16 protein-coding genes are annotated in these 16,829 nt (G+C 66.9%); 13 read left to right on the top strand and 3 right to left on the bottom strand.

Going from position 1 to position 16,829, the window contains the following annotated elements; translation table 11 throughout:
• Positions 1-36 precede the first annotated feature (36 nt).
• The 10 genes from MJ606_RS17230 (at position 37) to purH (ending at position 9,829) form a co-directional block, all read left to right on the top strand.
• Positions 37-2,226 carry a protein-disulfide reductase DsbD gene (locus MJ606_RS17230; RefSeq protein WP_243050788.1) on the top strand — a complete coding sequence of 730 codons (2,190 nt, stop codon included), beginning with the start codon at positions 37-39 and terminating at the stop codon, positions 2,224-2,226.
• A complete protein-coding gene (locus MJ606_RS17225; RefSeq protein WP_243050787.1) occupies positions 2,226-2,768 on the top strand; it encodes a TlpA disulfide reductase family protein in 543 nt (180 codons plus the stop codon). The genes MJ606_RS17230 and MJ606_RS17225 overlap by 1 nt, the downstream gene beginning before the upstream one ends.
• Before the next feature lie 150 nt (positions 2,769-2,918).
• A complete protein-coding gene (gene aroQ / locus MJ606_RS17220) occupies positions 2,919-3,380 on the top strand; it encodes a type II 3-dehydroquinate dehydratase (protein ID WP_243050786.1) in 462 nt (153 codons plus the stop codon).
• Positions 3,381-3,448: 68 nt separating this feature from the next.
• On the top strand, positions 3,449-3,904 hold the full coding sequence (gene accB / locus MJ606_RS17215) for an acetyl-CoA carboxylase biotin carboxyl carrier protein (protein ID WP_243050785.1): 456 nt from the start codon (positions 3,449-3,451) through the stop codon (positions 3,902-3,904).
• 13 nt (positions 3,905-3,917) lie between these two features.
• Entirely contained in the window at positions 3,918-5,291 is a 1,374-nt protein-coding gene (gene accC, locus MJ606_RS17210; RefSeq protein ID WP_243050784.1) for an acetyl-CoA carboxylase biotin carboxylase subunit, read from the top strand.
• Positions 5,292-5,336: 45 nt separating this feature from the next.
• Positions 5,337-5,699 carry a hypothetical protein gene (locus MJ606_RS17205; protein ID WP_243050783.1) on the top strand — a complete coding sequence of 121 codons (363 nt, stop codon included), beginning with the start codon at positions 5,337-5,339 and terminating at the stop codon, positions 5,697-5,699.
• Between the two features lie 48 nt (positions 5,700-5,747).
• Positions 5,748-6,647, top strand: a complete 900-nt coding sequence (gene prmA / locus MJ606_RS17200) for a 50S ribosomal protein L11 methyltransferase (RefSeq protein ID WP_243050782.1) — start codon at positions 5,748-5,750, stop codon at positions 6,645-6,647.
• 86 nt (positions 6,648-6,733) lie between these two features.
• The gene (locus MJ606_RS17195; RefSeq protein ID WP_243050781.1) at positions 6,734-7,513 is read left to right on the top strand and encodes a zinc-ribbon and DUF3426 domain-containing protein; all 780 of its coding nucleotides are present in this window, start codon (positions 6,734-6,736) and stop codon (positions 7,511-7,513) included.
• Positions 7,514-7,814: 301 nt separating this feature from the next.
• Positions 7,815-8,102, top strand: a complete 288-nt coding sequence (locus MJ606_RS17190) for a helix-turn-helix domain-containing protein (RefSeq protein ID WP_046970233.1) — start codon at positions 7,815-7,817, stop codon at positions 8,100-8,102.
• 116 nt (positions 8,103-8,218) lie between these two features.
• On the top strand, positions 8,219-9,829 hold the full coding sequence (gene purH / locus MJ606_RS17185) for a bifunctional phosphoribosylaminoimidazolecarboxamide formyltransferase/IMP cyclohydrolase (protein WP_243050780.1): 1,611 nt from the start codon (positions 8,219-8,221) through the stop codon (positions 9,827-9,829).
• 49 nt (positions 9,830-9,878) lie between these two features.
• Here purH and MJ606_RS17180 read toward each other — a convergent pair whose 3' ends face one another.
• Positions 9,879-10,886, bottom strand: coding sequence for a bile acid:sodium symporter family protein (locus tag MJ606_RS17180; RefSeq protein WP_243050779.1), 1,008 nt, complete (start codon positions 10,884-10,886; stop codon positions 9,879-9,881).
• A gap of 97 nt (positions 10,887-10,983) precedes the next feature.
• On the opposite strand from MJ606_RS17180, the gene MJ606_RS17175 reads away from it, so the two are divergent.
• Together MJ606_RS17175 and MJ606_RS17170 are read left to right on the top strand one after the other, a co-directional pair.
• Positions 10,984-11,862, top strand: a complete 879-nt coding sequence (locus MJ606_RS17175) for a LysR family transcriptional regulator (RefSeq protein WP_243050778.1) — start codon at positions 10,984-10,986, stop codon at positions 11,860-11,862.
• Positions 11,863-11,922: 60 nt separating this feature from the next.
• Positions 11,923-12,636, top strand: coding sequence for a glutathione S-transferase (locus MJ606_RS17170; protein WP_243050777.1), 714 nt, complete (start codon positions 11,923-11,925; stop codon positions 12,634-12,636).
• 6 nt (positions 12,637-12,642) lie between these two features.
• Here MJ606_RS17170 and MJ606_RS17165 read toward each other — a convergent pair whose 3' ends face one another.
• Complete coding sequence (locus MJ606_RS17165) at positions 12,643-13,074, bottom strand: EamA family transporter (RefSeq protein WP_243050776.1); 432 nt, start codon at positions 13,072-13,074, stop codon at positions 12,643-12,645.
• Positions 13,075-13,128: 54 nt separating this feature from the next.
• Entirely contained in the window at positions 13,129-13,656 is a 528-nt protein-coding gene (locus tag MJ606_RS17160; RefSeq protein WP_243050775.1) for a DUF2782 domain-containing protein, read from the bottom strand.
• Between the two features lie 153 nt (positions 13,657-13,809).
• Here MJ606_RS17160 and polA point away from each other — a divergent pair, with 153 nt between their 5' ends.
• Positions 13,810-16,563 (top strand): DNA polymerase I, encoded by a 2,754-nt coding sequence (gene polA, locus MJ606_RS17155; protein ID WP_243050774.1) that lies wholly within the window; start codon positions 13,810-13,812, stop codon positions 16,561-16,563.
• Positions 16,564-16,829: the final 266 nt, after the last annotated feature.

Raw genomic sequence — 16,829 nt, 5'->3', positions numbered from 1 at the left:
GCGCCCCGGCGCAGGTCTCTCCACGCTGGAGCCGCAATGCGTCTGATCCATCCCGGCCGCCTGGCCGCCCGTTTCACTGTCCTGCTCTGCCTGTGGCTGACGCTGTGTCTTCCCGCCTTCGCGCAGGATGACACCGACGGCCTGCTGCCGGTGACCGAGGCCTACAAGCTCAGCGCCGACGCCTCCACCCCGGGCGTGCTCAAGCTGCACTGGACCATTGCGCCGGACTATTACCTCTATCGCGGCCGCATGAAGTTCAAGCCGGGCGACGGCGTGACGCTGGGCGATGCCCAGCTGCCGGATGGCGAGAAACATCACGACGAATACCTCGGCGACGTCGAGACATATCACCACAGCATCGACGTCAGCTTGCCCTACACACTGGCAACCGGCGCCCGCCGGCTCAAGCTGAGCGTGCAGTACCAGGGCTGCCACGAGGTCGACCCCAAGATCTGCTATCCCCCCCATACCGAACAACTGGATCTCGAACTGCCCGCCGACGCCAGCGCGCCCGACCCGGCCAACTCGCTGGGTGCCGCGCTGGGCAAGCTGGGCGCAGGCAACAAGGGCGGGCTGGACAACGCACCGCTGCCGGCCGAACAGGCCTTCCGCTTCGAGGCCGTGGCCACCGACCGCCAGCACCTGCTGCTGCGCTGGACCCTGCCCAAGGGCTACTACCTCTACCGCGACCAGACCACGCTGCGGCTGAAGAACGCCGATGGCCTGCGCCTGGGCTCGCCCGCGTGGCCCGCCGGCGTGTCGCATCAGGACGCCCATTTCGGGCAGACCACGGTGTACTTCGACCAGCTCGAACTGCCCGTGGCCATCGAGGGCGATACCGCCGGCCGCAAGACACTGGAGGTCGAAGCCAGCTTCCAGGGCTGCCAGGACGGCGGCCTGTGCTATCCGCTGATGACGCGGGCGCTGAGCATCGATTTGGGTGGCGCCACGCCGACGGCAGGCAGTGCAACGGAACCCGCCCCCGAAATGCCCCCGGCGAATGCCACGCCCGCGCTTGAAGTAAGCCTGCTTGTCGCCCTGCTGTTCGCGCTCGGCGGCGGCCTGGTGCTGAACCTGATGCCGTGCGTGCTGCCCGTGCTGTCGATCAAGGTGGTCGGCCTGCTGGAAAGCGGCGAAAGCCACGCCAAGGCACGCTCGCATGCGCTCTTCTATACCGCTGGCGTGCTGTGCAGCTTCGCCTTGATCGGCATCGTCATCGCCTCATTGCGTTCAGCCGGCCATGCGCTGGGCTGGGGCGCCCAGCTGCAGCAGCCGCTGGTGGTGGGCGTGCTGGCCTGCGTGATGCTGGCGGTGGGCCTGTCGATGTCGGGCGTGGTGCAGTTCGGCACCTCGCTGGGCAATGTGGGCCAGTCGCTGGCCTCGCGCTCGGGCCATGCGGGCGATTTCTTTACCGGCGTGCTCGCCGTCGCCGTCGCCAGCCCATGCACGGCACCGTTCATGGGCAGCGCGCTGACCTATGCGTTCGCCGCGCCGATGCTCAACGCCCTGCTGGTGTTCCTGATGCTGGGCGTGGGCCTGGCGCTGCCGTTCCTGCTGATCGGCTTCGTGCCCGCGCTGGCGCGCCTGCTGCCGCGCCCGGGCGCGTGGATGGAAACGCTCAAGCAGGCGCTGGCGTTCCCGATGTACCTGACCGCCGTGTGGCTGGTGTGGGTGCTGGCACACCAGCGCGGCGCCGACGCCGTGGGCCTGGTGCTGGTGGCGGCGGTGTTGCTGGCGATGACGTTGTGGTGGTTCGAACGCAGCCGCTCGCGCGGTGCGCCGAGCCGCGCCTTGGTGGTGGTGCTGGCGCTGCTTACGCTGGTGCCGCTGTACTGCCTCGCCCACGTATCAACCCCGACGCAGATGGTCGCCTACTCCCCGGAGAAACTGGCTGAGCTGCGCAAGACCGGCACGCCGGTATTCGTGGACATGACCGCCGACTGGTGTATCACCTGCAAGGCCAACGAACACGCCGTGCTCGACACCGACGCGTTCCGCGACCTGCTCAAGCGCACCGGCGCGGTCTACATGAAGGGCGACTGGACCGACGTGAACGACACCATCGCCGCGTTCCTGCAGCAGTACCACTCGCCCGGCGTGCCGCTCTACGTGGTGTTCCCCAAGGATGGCGGCGAAGGTCGCAAGCTGCCCACCGTGCTCACCCCCTCGCTGGTCGAGGAGGCCCTGACCAAGGCTGCCGGGACGCCCGTGGCCAGCACCCCGTGATGTTGAGCCGCAGCAACGGGATCATCCTGGCGCTGGCCGTGCTGGTCGCCGCCGCTGGCGGCTGGATGCAGCATGCGAGCCAGCGCGCGAAGGTGCCGGCAGGGGTGCATGTAGTCGAAACGGGCGAGATCGTGCCGGACCTGGCCCTGGCCGGACTGGATGGCAAGGAACATCACCTGTCCGACTACCGTGGCCGCCGGGTACTGCTCAACTTCTGGGCGACCTGGTGCGGGCCCTGCCTGCAGGAAATGCCGGCACTGGTGAAGGCGCAGGCCAACGTCGGCGAAAAAGGGCCGATCATCGTCGGCATCGCCATGGACGATCCGCCACACGTGCGTAGCTTCCTGGCCAGCCACCCGCTCAACTACCCGGTGCTGCTGGGCAGCCTGGACAGTCCAAGCACTTCGCTGCGACTGGGTAACGTCGGCGAACTGCTGCCTTACAGCGTGCTTCTGGATGAAAGCGGGCGAGTGCTGGCCAGCCGGCGGGGCGCCCTGGATGCCAACACCCTGCAGCAGTGGCTGGCCCCGGGCGCGCCCTGACAGGGTTTCGGTCGCCATACGTCAGCGCACGGTTTAACGATAACTTCTCCTTCAAACATCGCCGAACTGCGCCGAACTGGACAACATTGGCGAGTACGCGCACACTCCGCGCCGGAAGCCGGCCCTGCCGGCTCAACCGAAGGTAACGGCGTGGCGAAGATCCTGGTCCTGCACGGGCCCAATCTCAATCTGTTGGGCGTGCGCGAGCCAGAGGTCTATGGCCGCGACACGCTGGCCGATATCGATGCCCTGCTCGCTGCGCGTGCCCAGGCCGCTGGCCACACGCTGGAATCGCTGCAGTCCAACGCCGAGCATGGCCTGATCGAACGCATCCACCAGGCCCGCCTGGACGGCACCACGATCATCCTGATCAACCCGGGCGCCTTCACCCATACCAGCATCGCCTTGCGCGACGCGCTGGCCGGGGTGGCGATTCCGTTCATTGAGCTGCACCTGTCCAACGTGCATGCACGCGAAGCGTTCCGCCGTCATTCCTATCTCTCGGACATCGCCGTGGGCGTGATCTGCGGCTTTGGCGCAGACAGCTACCGGCTGGCGCTGGACGCCGCCCTGCACCGGCTCGACCGGGCCGCGGCGCCCGCCGCCTCCTGATTCACGGCCACCGGCCACCCCATTCCACTTCAGGCCGCTGCGGCGGCACCAACGAAAAGGTTTGAACCATGGACCTGCGCAAGATCAAGAAGCTTATTGACCTGCTCGAGGAATCCAACCTCGCGGAACTGGAGATCAAGGAGGGCGAGGAAGTCGTCCGCCTGTCGCGCGTGCCCAAGGGCACCGTCACCGTGGCCGCCGCTCCGGTCGCCGCACCCGCCCCGGTGGCCGCGCCCGTGGCCGCCGCAGCGGCCGTCGAAGCGGCCCCCGCGGTCCCGGCGCTGCCGGCCGGCCACGTGATCAAGGCGCCGATGGTCGGCACCTTCTATGCCTCGGCCAGCCCGGGCGCCCCGGCGTTCGTGAAGGTCGGCCAGCAGGTCAAGGCTGGCGAAACGCTGGGCATCATCGAAGCGATGAAGATGTTCAACCAGATCGAAGCCGAAGTCTCCGGCACCGTGCAGGCCATCCTGGTCGATAACGGCCAGCCGGTGGAATTCGACGAACCCATGTTCGTGATCGCCTAAGCGGCCCGCGACGATGCCCAAGCTCGAAAAAGTCGTCATCGCCAATCGCGGCGAAATCGCCCTGCGCGTGCTGCGCGCCTGCAACAGTCTTGGCATCAAGACCGTGGCGGTGCACTCCACCGTGGATCGCAACCTCAAGCACGTGGGCCTGGCCGACGAATCGGTCTGCATCGGCCCCGGCCCCTCGGTCGACAGCTACCTCAACATCCCGCGCATCATCGCGGCGGCGGAGATCACCGACGCCCAGGCCATCCATCCTGGCTACGGCTTTCTGTCCGAACGCGCCGACTTCGCCGAACAGGTGGAGCAGAGCGGCTTCATCTTCATCGGCCCGACCGCCGAGGTGATTCGCCTGATGGGCGACAAGGTCGAGGCGATCCGCGCCATGAAGGCCGCCGGCGTGCCGTGCGTGCCCGGCTCGGGCGGCCCGCTGGGCGACAACGTGGATGAGAACATCCGCATCGCCCGCGACATCGGCTACCCGGTGATCATCAAGGCCGCCGGTGGCGGCGGCGGTCGCGGCATGCGCGTGGTGCGCACCGAGGCGCATCTGGGCAACGCCATCACCATGACCAAGCAGGAGGCCAAGGCGGCCTTCGGCAACGATCAGGTGTACATGGAGAAGTTCCTGGAGAATCCGCGCCACGTGGAAATCCAGGTGCTGGCCGACGGCCAGGGCAACGCCATCCACCTGGGCGAGCGCGACTGCTCCATGCAGCGCCGCCACCAGAAGGTGGTGGAAGAAGCGCCCGCGCCGGGCATCACGCCGGAGCAGCGCGAGCAGATCGGCAAGGTGTGCGTGGATGCATGCCTGCGCATCGGCTATCGCGGCGCCGGCACTTTCGAGTTCCTGTTCGAGGACGGCCGCTTCTACTTCATCGAGATGAACACCCGCATCCAGGTGGAGCATCCGGTGACCGAACTGATCACCGGCATCGACCTGGTGCGCGAGCAGCTGCTGATCGCCGGCGGCGAGAAGCTCACGATCCGCCAGGAAGACATCCAGATCCACGGCCACGCCATCGAGTGCCGCATCAACGCGGAAGATCCCGACTCCTTCCTGCCCTCGCCGGGCACGGTAAAGCGCTTCGAGGCGCCGGGTGGCCCGGGCGTGCGCGTGGACACGCACCTGTACGACGGCTATCGCATTCCGCCGAACTACGACTCGATGATCGGCAAGCTGATCGTGCACGGCCCCGATCGCGAAACCGCGATTGCGCGCATGCGCCTGGCGCTGGCCGAGACGGTGATCGAAGGCGTGAAGTGCAATATCCCGTTGCAGCAGCGCATCATGGCCGACGCCGGGTTCCAGCAGGGTGGACAGAACATCCACTATCTGGAAAAGCGCATGGCCGAGCAGAAGGAAAAGGCCGCCACCGGCGGCTGAGTTCGATCGGCGAGCCGCTGCCACGGCTCGCCGATGCATACCGACATGTCCGAACTGCTGACCCTGCCGCAGGCCATCGAGGCCATCACCGACGCCTTCGACGAAGGTGATGGCTGGGATCGTTATGCGTGGGTGTATATCCGTGGCGACATCAGCGACCCCGCGTGCCGACTTTATTTGTCGCATGTGTCGGACGAGGACGATGCGCTGATCGACGACCACGGCGAAGCGCTGCCGCCGCTGGCGGCCCGCCATCATCTGCGCCACTTCATGGAGGCGGCGGATTTCGCCGAAGTGCTGTTCGTGCAGCGGCGCCGCAAGCCCGATTCCGGCGTGGCCGATTTCATCGAGGCGCTCGACCACTATCGCCGCCACGACGCTTTCCTCGGCCTGCCCGCGGCAGACTGAGCACGCCCGATTCGGCGACAATGCGTACTTTCCGCTGGACTCCCACCCATGCCCTGGCTTGAACTCTCGCTCACCGTCCGTGCCGAACAACAGCCTCGCGTGGAGGAAGCGCTCGACGATCTCGGCGCGCTGTCGATTACCCTGCAGGACGCCGATGCCGAGACGCCCGACGAGCAGGCCATCTTCGAACCCGGCGTGGGCGAACTGCCGCTGTGGCCCACCATCACGCTCAATGCGCTGTTCGAGGCCGACACCGACCGGCGCGGCCTGAGCGAGGCGCTTGGCGACCTGCTGCCGTGGCTGGAACCGGACCACATGCAGTTCCGCGACGTGGCCGACGAAGACTGGGAACGCGCCTGGATGGACCAGTTCAAGCCGATGGCCTTCGGCCGCCGGTTGTGGATCTACCCATGGAACATCGAGCCGCCCGCCGACGATGACAGCGTGGTGGTGCGACTGGACCCGGGCCTGGCTTTCGGCAGCGGCACCCACCCCACCACGGCGCTGTGCCTGGAGTGGCTGGACGGGCAGGATCTTCGCGGCAAGCGCGTGATCGACTTCGGCTGCGGCTCGGGCATCCTCGCCATTGCCGCGCTCAAGCTCGGCGCCGCCAGCGCCATCGGCGTGGACAACGATCCGCAAGCGCTCACCGCCTCGGCCGATAATGCCGAACGCAATGACGTGGCCGAACGGCTCGCGCTATTCCTGCCGGAAGACCTGGAAGCCGAGCCCGCCGAGGTGTTCATCGCCAACATCCTGGCCGGCCCGCTGGGCGAACTGGCACCCACCTTTGCCGCCGCCACCCAGGCCGGCGCGCCGTTTGCGATCTCCGGCATCCTGCAAGGCCAGGAAGGCGAATTGCTGGCGCGCTACGCCGAGTGGTTCGACGAGTTGCGCGTGGATACGCGCGAAGACTGGGTGCGCATCAGCGGCCGACGCCGCGCGTGAGAGCCCGTTGGCGATCTCCATGCGGCGCGGATGATTTGTAGTCGCCACTGCACTAGGCTTGCCACAGCTCGATACCAGCGGCCCGCATGTACACCCAATGTCCCGACTGCCTGACCGTGTTCTCGCTGAATACGGAAACGCTTGCGCAGGCGCGAGGCCAGGTCGTGTGCAGGCATTGCCACATCGAGTTCGACGCGCTGGCCAGCCTTAGCGACCAGCTGCCGCCCGAGCCCTTCTACCAGCTCGCGCTACGCCTGCCCAGCGAGCCGCCACGGCTGGATCTTGCGGTCTATCGCCCGCCCGCCATCGCCGAGCCTGCCGTCGAGCAGCCCGTTGACGCCCGGGATTTCAGCGAACTGGTCGTCGCGCCACGCTTCGCCCGCCCCAGGGAGCGCGAGGGGCGCCGCTGGCCGTGGATCAGCGCATGCTTGCTCCTGTTGCTCGCGCTGGGCGCGCAGCTGGCGTGGGCCGAACGCGATGTGTTGATCAGCGACGGTACGGTCGGCCCCATGCTGCGCCAGGGTTGCGCCAGCCTCGGCTGCACGCTGCCGCTGGTGCAGGACACCAGGCAACTGAGCCTGCTGGCGCGCGACGTGCAGGCGCATCCTTCCGTGCCGGGTGCATTGTTGATCACGGCGAGCCTGCGCAACGATGCCACCTTCGCGCAGCCTTATCCGGTCGTGTCGATCACCTTGTCGGATGCCAACGGCAAGCGGCTGGCGATGCGTCGGCTGCGGCCAGGCGAGTACCTCAATGACGCCGGCGCCTTGCAACAAGGCCTGGCCCCCGGCGCCACGGCTGCACTGATGCTTGAAGTGGAAGATCCCGATGGCAAGGCGGTGGCGTTCGAGTTCGGTTTCGAATAGCCGTCTATTTCATTGACCAGGCGCAGTGAAAAAGGCGGTGGCCAGGGACCAGTCAAGTGGCGTCATGGAATCACGCATACCGCGTGCCATCTCGCCAGCTTTTTGTCCATAGGACAATTCCCCGCCGGGGTATCAGCGGCTAACTGACTGCTCATAGGGACTTAAAATTATCGGCCCGCGAGGGTACACTCGCCCCTTCGTCTTGTGCTGCACCCGGCGTTCCATGCGAGCCGCCGCCCGCGGTATTTGCCATAAACATGGCAACGGCCTACGTAGTCGTTGCGTTAGAACGTGAGGGGAAATGCCCGTGAACGCCGTCAGACTGCCTGCCAGCGAGTCTCCCAAGGAGACATCGTCGCAGAGCGCATTGAGCGAATGCGTCAGTCGCACCGTCCGTCGTTATCTCGCCGACATCGGCGATACCGAGTGTGACGAAGGCCTGCACGCGCTCGTGATCCGCGAAGTCGAAGGCCCCCTCCTGCGCGAAGTGCTGGCATGGCACGATGGCAACCAGAGCCGCGCCGCCGCCGTGCTTGGCATCAACCGCGCCACCCTGCGCAAGAAACTGGCCGCACACGGCCTGCTGTAACCCCACGTCCCCATCAGGGGGATGTCTGGCCGTCCATTTCCCGCCCAGGACGGCCCATTCGATAGGCCTGGCCCAGCGCGGCTATAATGTGCGGCTTTCCCGCTCTGGAAACCGCCATGTCCGCCCCCGCCGTTACCCCCATTCGCCGTGCGCTGCTCAGTGTGTCGGACAAGACCGGACTGATCGCGCTCGGCCAGCGGCTGAGCAAGGCCGGCGTGGAACTGCTCTCCACCGGCGGCAGCGCCAAGGCTTTGCGCGAAGCGGGCATCGCGGTCAAGGACGTCAGCGAACTGACCGGCTTCCCCGAAATCATGGATGGCCGCGTGAAGACGCTGCATCCGAAAGTCCATGGCGGCCTGCTCGGCCGCCGCGGCACCGATGATGCGGTGATGGCCGACCTGGGCATCGCCCCGATCGACCTGCTGGTGCTCAACCTGTACCCGTTCGAACAGACCGTGGCCAAGCCGGACTGCACACTCGAGGACGCCATCGAGAACATCGATATCGGCGGCCCGGCGATGCTGCGTTCCGCCGCCAAGAACTGGAACGATGTCGGCGTGCTCACCTCGCCGGACCAGTACGACGAGGCCCTCGCCGAAATCGAAACGCAGGGCGGCCTCACCCGCGCCACGCGCTTCAAGCTGGCGGTGGCGGCGTTCAATCGCGTGTCGAACTACGACGGCGCCATCAGCGACTACCTGTCGGCCCTGCAGCTGAACGACCAGCAGGACGCCATCGCCGGCCACGACGCTTTCCCCGCGCAGGCCAACGGCCGCTTCGTGAAGCTGATGGACCTGCGCTACGGCGAAAACCCGCACCAGCAGGCGGCGTTCTATCGCGACCTGTATCCGCACCCCGGCACGCTCGCGACCTTCCGCCAGTTGCAGGGCAAGGAACTGTCGTTCAACAACATCGCCGACTCCGATGCCGCGTGGGAATGCGTGCGCAGCTTCACCAAGCCCGCCTGCGTGATCGTCAAGCACGCCAACCCGTGCGGCGTGGCGGTGAGCCTGGACGGCATCGGCCGCGCCTACGACCTGGCCTACCAGACCGATCCCACCTCCGCTTTCGGCGGCATCATCGCGTTCAACCGCGTGGTGGACGCCGCCACGGCGCGCGCCATCGTCGACCGCCAGTTCGTGGAAGTGGTGCTGGCCCCCGGCTATGAAGACGACGCGCTGAAGGCGTTCGCCAAGAAGGCCAACGTGCGCGTGCTGGAGATTCCGCCGCCGGCCGATGGCGACCTGACCAAGCCGCATCCGGGCAACGATGTGCGCCGCGTGGGTTCGGGCCTGCTGATCCAGACCGCCGACCGCGCGATGGTCAAGGCTGAAGACCTCAAGATCGTCACCAAGCGCACCCCCACGCCCGGCGAGATCGACGACCTGATCTTTGCCTGGAAGGTAGCCAAGTACGTCAAGAGCAACGCCATCGTCTACGCCCGCGACCGCCAGACCATCGGCATCGGCGCCGGCCAGATGAGCCGCGTGTACAGCGCCAGGATCGCCGGCATCAAGGCCGCCGACGAGAAGCTGGAAGTGCGCGGCTCGGTGATGGCTTCCGACGCGTTCTTCCCGTTCCGCGATGGCATCGACGCCGCCGCCGCGGCAGGCATTCGCGCGGTGATCCAGCCGGGCGGCTCGATGCGCGATGCCGAGGTGATCGCTGCCGCCGATGAGCACGACATGGCGATGGTATTCACCGGCATCCGCCACTTCCGCCACTGATGCAGTCAGCGAGAAAGGGGCCTCACGGCCCCTTTTTTGCACTCCCCTGTCAGGCCAGCTGCTCCGGCTGCGGCTCCAGCTTGGGCCTGACCTTCGCCGCGCGCTGCGCATACTTGCGCGCCAATACCGCGCAAGTCATCAGCTGCATCTGGTGGAACAGCATGATCGGCAACACGATCGCGCCCAACGGGTGACCGGCAAACAACACCTTCGCCATCGGCACGCCGCTGGCCAGGCTCTTCTTGGAGCCGCAGAACACGATGGTGATCTCGTCCTCGCGCCCAAAACCCAGCGCCCGCGAGCCATAGCGCGTGATCAGCAAGGCCGCCGCCAGCAGCACGGCATTGACCACCAGCAGGCCACCCAGCACCGGCAGCGGCATCTGCCTCCACAGGCCCTGCAACACCGCCGCGCTGAAGGCGGTGTAGACCACCAGCAGGATCGAGCCCTGGTCCACGTACGCCAGCAGCCCGCGATGGCGGCTTACCCACGTGCCGATCCAGCGCTGCGCCACTTGGCCGGCCACGAAGGGCACCAGCAGTTGCAGCACGATCGAACCCACCGCGTCCCAGGACATGCCGCCCTGCCCGTGCGATTGCAGGATCACCCCCACCAGCAGCGGCGTGATGAAGATGCCGAGCAGGCTGGAGGCCGAAGCGGCGCAGATGGCGGCGGGAATGTTGCCGCGAGCCATCGAAGTGAAGGCGATCGACGACTGCACCGTCGATGGCAGCGTGCACAGGAACAACACGCCGATGTAGAGCGCCGGCGTCACCAGCGGCGACAGCAGCGGGCGCAGCAGCACGCCGAGGAGCGGGAACAGCACGAAGGTGCTGGCCAGCACGGTCAGGTGCAGGCGCCAATGGACCAGGCCGGCAATGGCCGCCTCGCGCGACAGCTTGGCACCGTGCAGGAAGAACAGCAGCGCAATCGCCGCATCGGTGAGCAGGTCGAAGACGTGCGCGGTGACCCCACGGCACGGCAGCACGCTGGCCAGGGCCACGGTGATCACCAGGGCACAGGTGAAGCGATCGGGTAGGAAGCGGCTCAGGGACATGGCCAGGGACAGCGTTGGTCGGAACGAGGGCGCTATTGGACCCCTGTTGCATTGATGAATCAAATCGTTTTATCTGATTCATTGATATGATCTGGTTATGAATATCACGCTGCGCCAGCTTCGCGCCTTTCTTGCCGTGGCACGGCAGCAGCACTTTCGCCGCGCCTCCGAGAGTCTGCACCTGAGCCAGCCGGCGGTGAGCCGGCACATTGCCGACCTGGAAGGCGAGCTGGGCCTGCGCCTGTTCGACCGCAATACGCGCGAGGTGGTGCCGACCGAGGCGGGCCGCTACCTGGAGAGCGCCATCGGTCGCGTGCTCGACGAACTCGAAGGCGTGCTGGCCCACATCCACTCCGAAGGCGAGCGGCGGCGCGGCAAGGTGCACGTGGCCTCGGTGCCCACCCTGTCGGCCAGCCTGATGCCGCCATGCATCGCCGACTGTGCCCAGCGCTACCCGGAACTCACCATCCAGTTGCACGATCAGGCACAGACCCTGGTGCTCGACAGCGTGCTCGGTGGCGAGGTGGATTTCGGCGTGGCCATCGATCCACCCGCCGGCGGCGAGTTCGACCGCGAACTGATCCTGCGCGATCCGTTCGTGCTGGTGTGCCGCCCCGATCATCCGCTGGCCCGGCTCGATCGCGTGCCGTGGCGCAGGCTGCAGGGGCAGGCGCTGGTGCTGCTGGATTACTCCTCCGGCAGCCGGCGACTGATCGACCACGCGCTGGCCAGTCGCGGCGTCCAGGCCGACATCGTGCAGCAGACCGGACACACCCTCACCGCCTTCCGCATGGTCGAAGCGGGCCTGGGCATCAGCGTCAGCCCGGCCTTGTCGCCCCCGCCGCCCACCCTGGTGACGCGTCCGCTGACGCCGCTGGAACACCGCGACGTGGTGTTGCTCAAGCGCCGCCAGCGTTCGCTGTCGCCGCTGGCCACGCTGGTGTGGGAACGCCTGCGCGCGTTGGCGGCGGGTTGATCACGTCGCCTTGAGCGCGTGCTGCCTAACCTCGCCGGTCCACGGCCGAGGACTGCGGACATGCGCTACGAACTCTATTACTGGACCGGCATCCAGGGCCGCGGCGAATTCGTGCGCCTGGCGCTGGAAGACGTCGGCGCCGACTATGCCGACGTGGCCCGCGAGCAGGGGGACGGCGTCATCCTGCCCTTCCTGCGCGGCGAGCGGCCAGGGGTGCAGCCGTTTGCACCACCGTTCCTGTGCGCCGGACGCCAGGTCATCGCGCAGACGGCCAATATCCTGGCCTTCCTGGCGCCGCGCCACGGCCTGGTGCCGACCAGTGCGGCCAGCCAATGCCAGGCACTGCAGTTGCAACTGACCATCACCGACATCGTCGCCGAAGCACACGACACCCATCACCCGCTCTCGGTGGAGCTGTACTACGAGGATCAGCGCGCCGCGGCGCGCAAACGTGCCCAAGCGTTTCGCACGTCGCGACTGCCCAAGTTCCTCGGCTATTTCGAACAGGCGCTGGAGCGCAACGACGGGCGTCATGCCATCGGCCGCCGCCATTCGTACGTGGACTTGTCGCTGTTCCAGCTGATGGCCGGACTGGACTACGCGTTTCCATACGCCATGCGCCGCCTGCAGCGCCAGACCAGGCGCCTGCGCGCGCTCAGCGAGCGGGTGGCCGCGCGGCCACGTATCGCCGCCTATCTCGACTCGCCGCGTCGCCTCGCCTTCAACGAGGACGGCATCTTCCGCCACTACCCGGCGCTGGACGATGCCGGGTGATGCCGCTCAGAACACCGCGATCACGATGGCGCCGGCCACGATCAGTCCACCGCCGATCGCCAACGGCCAGCTGACCTGCTCACCCAGCAACAACACGCCCAGCACGATGGCGATGGCCACGCTGAGCTTGTCGATGGGAGCCACCTTGCTGACCGGGCCCAGTTGCAGCGCGCGGTAGTAACACAGCCACGACAGGCCGGTCGCGATGCCCGAAAGCACCAGGAACACCCAGCTGCTGGTGGGCAGCCCCGCAGGCCGCGCCCACTCGTGGCGCAGGCTGAGGATGCCGGCGGTGACCAGCAGGATCACGATGGTGCGGATGAATGTGGCGAGATTGGAATTGATGCCCGCCACGCCCAGCTTGCCGAACAGGGCGGTGAGCGCCGCAAAGAACGCCGAACCCAGCGCGAACAGCAACCAGCTCTCGCGCGGGTTCACGGACGATGCGTCCTGTGCCGCAAGGCGTTCACGGGGGGCAGGCGGACGGAAGGATCACTTGCCGCCGTTGTCCTGGTCCTCGGCGGACTTGCGGTTGCCCCATTCCATGACCTTGTACATCACCGGCTTCACCGGCTCGCCCATCTGGTTGGTCCAGGCGCCCTTCTGGTCGATCATGTAGGTCTGCGGGATGCCGCCCTTGGGCGTGACCACCACCATGTAGACCTGGCCGCTGCGGCTGTATTCCTGGATGGTCTGGTCGCCTTCCGTGCGCACGCTGACCTGCGGCGGCGTCTGGCCGTTGGCGTCGCGCGGCTCCTGCGAGGACGACGAGCCGGACTGGCTGAGCGGCGCGGCGGTATCCGCGGAAAGCTTGGGCTGGGCAGACTTCGACGATGCGCCCGAAGCCGGGGCCGGGGCCGGGGCTGGCGCCGGAGTCGCGGGCGGCGGCGCCACGGCCTTCACGCCCGGATCGTTCATGCCCGGCGGCGGCGGGGCCGGCGGAAACTGGCTGGCCGACTGGGCCAGCGCATTCGATGCGACCGCAACACCAAGAACAACAAGCAACGCGACGGGTTTCATGATGACGGCCTCCTGAAGAATGCAAAGCATAGCAGCGCGAAACCGCACTGCTTGTGAAGCGACCGTATGCCCTGTCGTAAGCGACAACGCACAGGGCTGGACCCCCGTGCACGCCCCGAATGCCGCCCCGGCGCACGCATGCGAGAATGCCGTATGGCCAAGCTCATCCTTATCGACGGTTCGTCGTACCTCTACCGCGCCTTCCACGCCCTGCCGCCGCTCAGCAATTCGCAGGGCGAACCCACCGGTGCGCTGTTCGGCATCGTCAACATGCTGCGCGCCACGCTGAAGGCCAAGCCCGACTACGTCGCCTTCGTCAGCGACGCGCCTGGCCCCACCTTCCGCAACGAGCTGTACGACCAGTACAAGGCGAACCGCCCACCGATGCCGGATGACCTGCGCGCGCAGGTGGACCCGATGCTCGCCATCGTCGGCGCACTGGGTTTTCCGATCTTGCGCATCAGTGGCGTGGAAGCGGATGACGTGATCGGCACGCTGGCCGAACAGGCGCATGCGCAGGGCATCGAGGTGGAGATTTCCACCGGCGACAAGGATCTGGCCCAGCTGGTGCGCCCCGGCATCACCCTGGTCAACACCATGACCAACACCACCACCGACACGGCAGGCGTGGTGGACAAGTTCGGGGTGAAGCCGGAGCAGATCGTCGACTTCCTCGCGCTCACCGGCGACAGCATCGACAACGTGCCCGGCGTGACCAAGTGCGGCCCGAAAACCGCCGCCAAGTGGCTGGCCGAATACGGCACGCTCGACAACGTGATGGCCAACGCCGACAAGATCGGCGGCAAGATCGGCGAGTACCTGCGCGAGGCATTGCCGCGACTGCCGTTGTCGCGCGAACTGGTCACGATCAAGACCGATGTGCCGCTCGATCAACCGCTGACCGCGCTCACCCTGCAAGAGCGCCATGTGGAGCAGTTGCGCGAACTGTTCACGCGCTACGAGTTCAAGGCCGCCCTCAAGGAACTCGACAACGAAACCGGCACCGCCCCCGCGCGCGACCCGGGCGATGCGCAGGCCAGCCATGATTCCGCCACCACCGGTCGCGCACCGGATGCGCTCCCGCATCCTGCCCTGGATATGCAAGGCCATTACGAACTGGTCACTACCCAGGCGCAGTTCGACGCATGGCTCGACCAGATCGCCACCGCGCCGCTGGTCGCGTTCGATACGGAAACCACCTCGATCGACGCCATGCAGGCCGATATCGTCGGTCTCAGCCTGTCGGTGGAGGTCGGCAAGGCCTGTTACGTGCCGCTGGGTCACGATTACCCCGGCGCACCCGCGCAGCTGCCGCGGGACCAGGTGCTGGCCGCGCTCAAGCCGTTCTTCGAGGATGTCCGCCGACCCAAGCTGGGCCAGCACGCCAAGTACGACATGAACATCCTGTCGCACTACGGCATCGCCGTGCAGGGCCTGCAGCACGACTCCATGCTCGAATCCTACGTGTGGAACGCCACCGCCACGCGTCACGACATGGATTCGCTGGCCAGGAAATACCTGGACTACGAGACCATCAAGTACGAGCAGGTCGCCGGCAAGGGCGCCAAGCAGATCTCCTTCTCGCAGGTGGACCTGGACACCGCCTGCCGCTACGCCGCCGAGGACGCCGACATCACGCTGCGCCTGCATCACGCGCTATGGCCAAAGCTGGAAAGCATTCCGGCACTGCGTTCGGTGTACGAGCACATCGAGATACCGCTGGTGCCGGTGCTGGCCGCGATGGAACAGCGCGGCGTGCTGATCGACGTGAACGAATTGCGCAAGCAGAGCCAGCAGCTGGGCAAGCGCATGCTCGAACTGCAGCGGGAATCGTGGAAGGTCGCCGGGCGCGAGTTCAACCTCGATTCGCCCAAGCAGTTGCAGGCCATCCTGTTCGACGAACTGGGCCTGCCGGCCAAGCTGAAGACGCCCACCGGCCAGCCTTCCACCAATGAAGAAGCGCTGGACGCCATCGCCGACGATCATCCGCTGCCGCGCCTGATCCTCGACTATCGTGGCTTGGCCAAGCTGCGCTCCACTTACACCGACAAGCTGGCCGACATGGTCAACCCGCGCACCGGCCGCGTGCACACCAGCTACCACCAGGGCGCGGTGGCCACCGGGCGCATTTCCTCGTCCGATCCCAACCTGCAGAACATCCCGGTGCGCACCGAGGAAGGCCGGCGCATCCGCCAGGCCTTCGTCGCCCCGGCGGGCTGGGTGGTGCTGGCGGCCGACTACTCGCAGATCGAACTGCGCATCATGGCCCACCTCTCCGGCGATGAGGGCCTGCTCAAGGCCTTCCACGAAGGCGGCGACGTGCATCGTGCCACCGCCGCCGAGGTATTTGGCCTCAAGCCCGAGGAAGTCAGCGCCAACCAGCGTCGCGCCGCCAAGGCGATCAACTTCGGCCTGATGTACGGCATGAGCGCGTTCGGGCTGGCCCGTCAGCTGGGCGTCGATCGCGGCGAAGCCAGCGACTACATGGCGCGCTACTTCGCGCGCTATCCCGGCGTACGCGCGTTCATGGACGCCACCCGCGAACAGGCCCACCGCGACGGCTACGTGGAAACCCTGTTCGGGCGCCGCCTCTACCTGGAAAACCTCACCGCCCGTAACCAGGCCCTGCGCGCGGGCGCCGAGCGCGCCGCGGTGAACGCCCCGATGCAGGGCACCGCCGCGGACATCATCAAGCGCGCCATGATCGCCGTGCACGCCTGGCTACACCCCCGCGACGACGCGCACCTGCTGATGCAGGTGCACGACGAACTGGTGCTCGAGGTGCGCGAGGATGCCGTGGAAGCGGTGCGCGCGGGCGTGATCGAGCGGATGTCGGGGGCGGCGACCCTGGCGGTGCCGTTGCTGGTGGAGGCGGGGGTGGGGAAGAACTGGGACGAAGCGCATTGAGCGCCCTCCTGTTTCTTCCCTTCTGGCGGGGCGGGGCAAGCGCGAGGCGCGCTCGCTGTTAGCTCGTCATCCCTGCCAGTGACTGTACTCTGGCTTGTCGTTTCCGCGACTGGGCTCGCCTGCGGCGGGCTTCCGTCCTCCTGCCGGAGGCCGGGTTACTTCTCTTTGCTTGCCCACGCATGCGCAGGAGCGCATGCGAACGGCGAAGCCGCCCCGAAGGGCGAAGGGCAGGATGCCCGGAGTCAAGAGAAGTAACCAAGAGAAAA

Source organism: Dyella sp. RRB7 (assembly GCF_022761115.1).
GTDB lineage: Bacteria > Pseudomonadota > Gammaproteobacteria > Xanthomonadales > Rhodanobacteraceae > Dyella.
The sequence above is the reverse complement of the archived record's forward strand: the minus strand, read 5'-3'. Positions and strand labels throughout refer to the sequence as shown.

Bases quoted from the DNA above. Each gene is read 5' to 3' on its own strand.
- MJ606_RS17230 (WP_243050788.1), top strand. From the start codon at position 37: ATGCGTCTGATCCATCCCGGCCGCCTGGCCGCCCGTTTCACTGTCCTG.
- MJ606_RS17225 (WP_243050787.1), top strand. From the start codon at position 2,226: ATGTTGAGCCGCAGCAACGGGATCATCCTGGCGCTGGCCGTGCTGGTC.
- accB (WP_243050785.1), top strand. From the start codon at position 3,449: ATGGACCTGCGCAAGATCAAGAAGCTTATTGACCTGCTCGAGGAATCC.
- accC (WP_243050784.1), top strand. From the start codon at position 3,918: ATGCCCAAGCTCGAAAAAGTCGTCATCGCCAATCGCGGCGAAATCGCC.
- MJ606_RS17205 (WP_243050783.1), top strand. From the start codon at position 5,337: ATGTCCGAACTGCTGACCCTGCCGCAGGCCATCGAGGCCATCACCGAC.
- prmA (WP_243050782.1), top strand. From the start codon at position 5,748: ATGCCCTGGCTTGAACTCTCGCTCACCGTCCGTGCCGAACAACAGCCT.
- MJ606_RS17195 (WP_243050781.1), top strand. From the start codon at position 6,734: ATGTACACCCAATGTCCCGACTGCCTGACCGTGTTCTCGCTGAATACG.
- MJ606_RS17190 (WP_046970233.1), top strand. From the start codon at position 7,815: ATGCCCGTGAACGCCGTCAGACTGCCTGCCAGCGAGTCTCCCAAGGAG.
- purH (WP_243050780.1), top strand. From the start codon at position 8,219: ATGTCCGCCCCCGCCGTTACCCCCATTCGCCGTGCGCTGCTCAGTGTG.
- MJ606_RS17180 (WP_243050779.1), bottom strand. From the start codon at position 10,886: ATGTCCCTGAGCCGCTTCCTACCCGATCGCTTCACCTGTGCCCTGGTG.
- MJ606_RS17175 (WP_243050778.1), top strand. From the start codon at position 10,984: ATGAATATCACGCTGCGCCAGCTTCGCGCCTTTCTTGCCGTGGCACGG.
- MJ606_RS17170 (WP_243050777.1), top strand. From the start codon at position 11,923: ATGCGCTACGAACTCTATTACTGGACCGGCATCCAGGGCCGCGGCGAA.
- MJ606_RS17160 (WP_243050775.1), bottom strand. From the start codon at position 13,656: ATGAAACCCGTCGCGTTGCTTGTTGTTCTTGGTGTTGCGGTCGCATCG.
- polA (WP_243050774.1), top strand. From the start codon at position 13,810: ATGGCCAAGCTCATCCTTATCGACGGTTCGTCGTACCTCTACCGCGCC.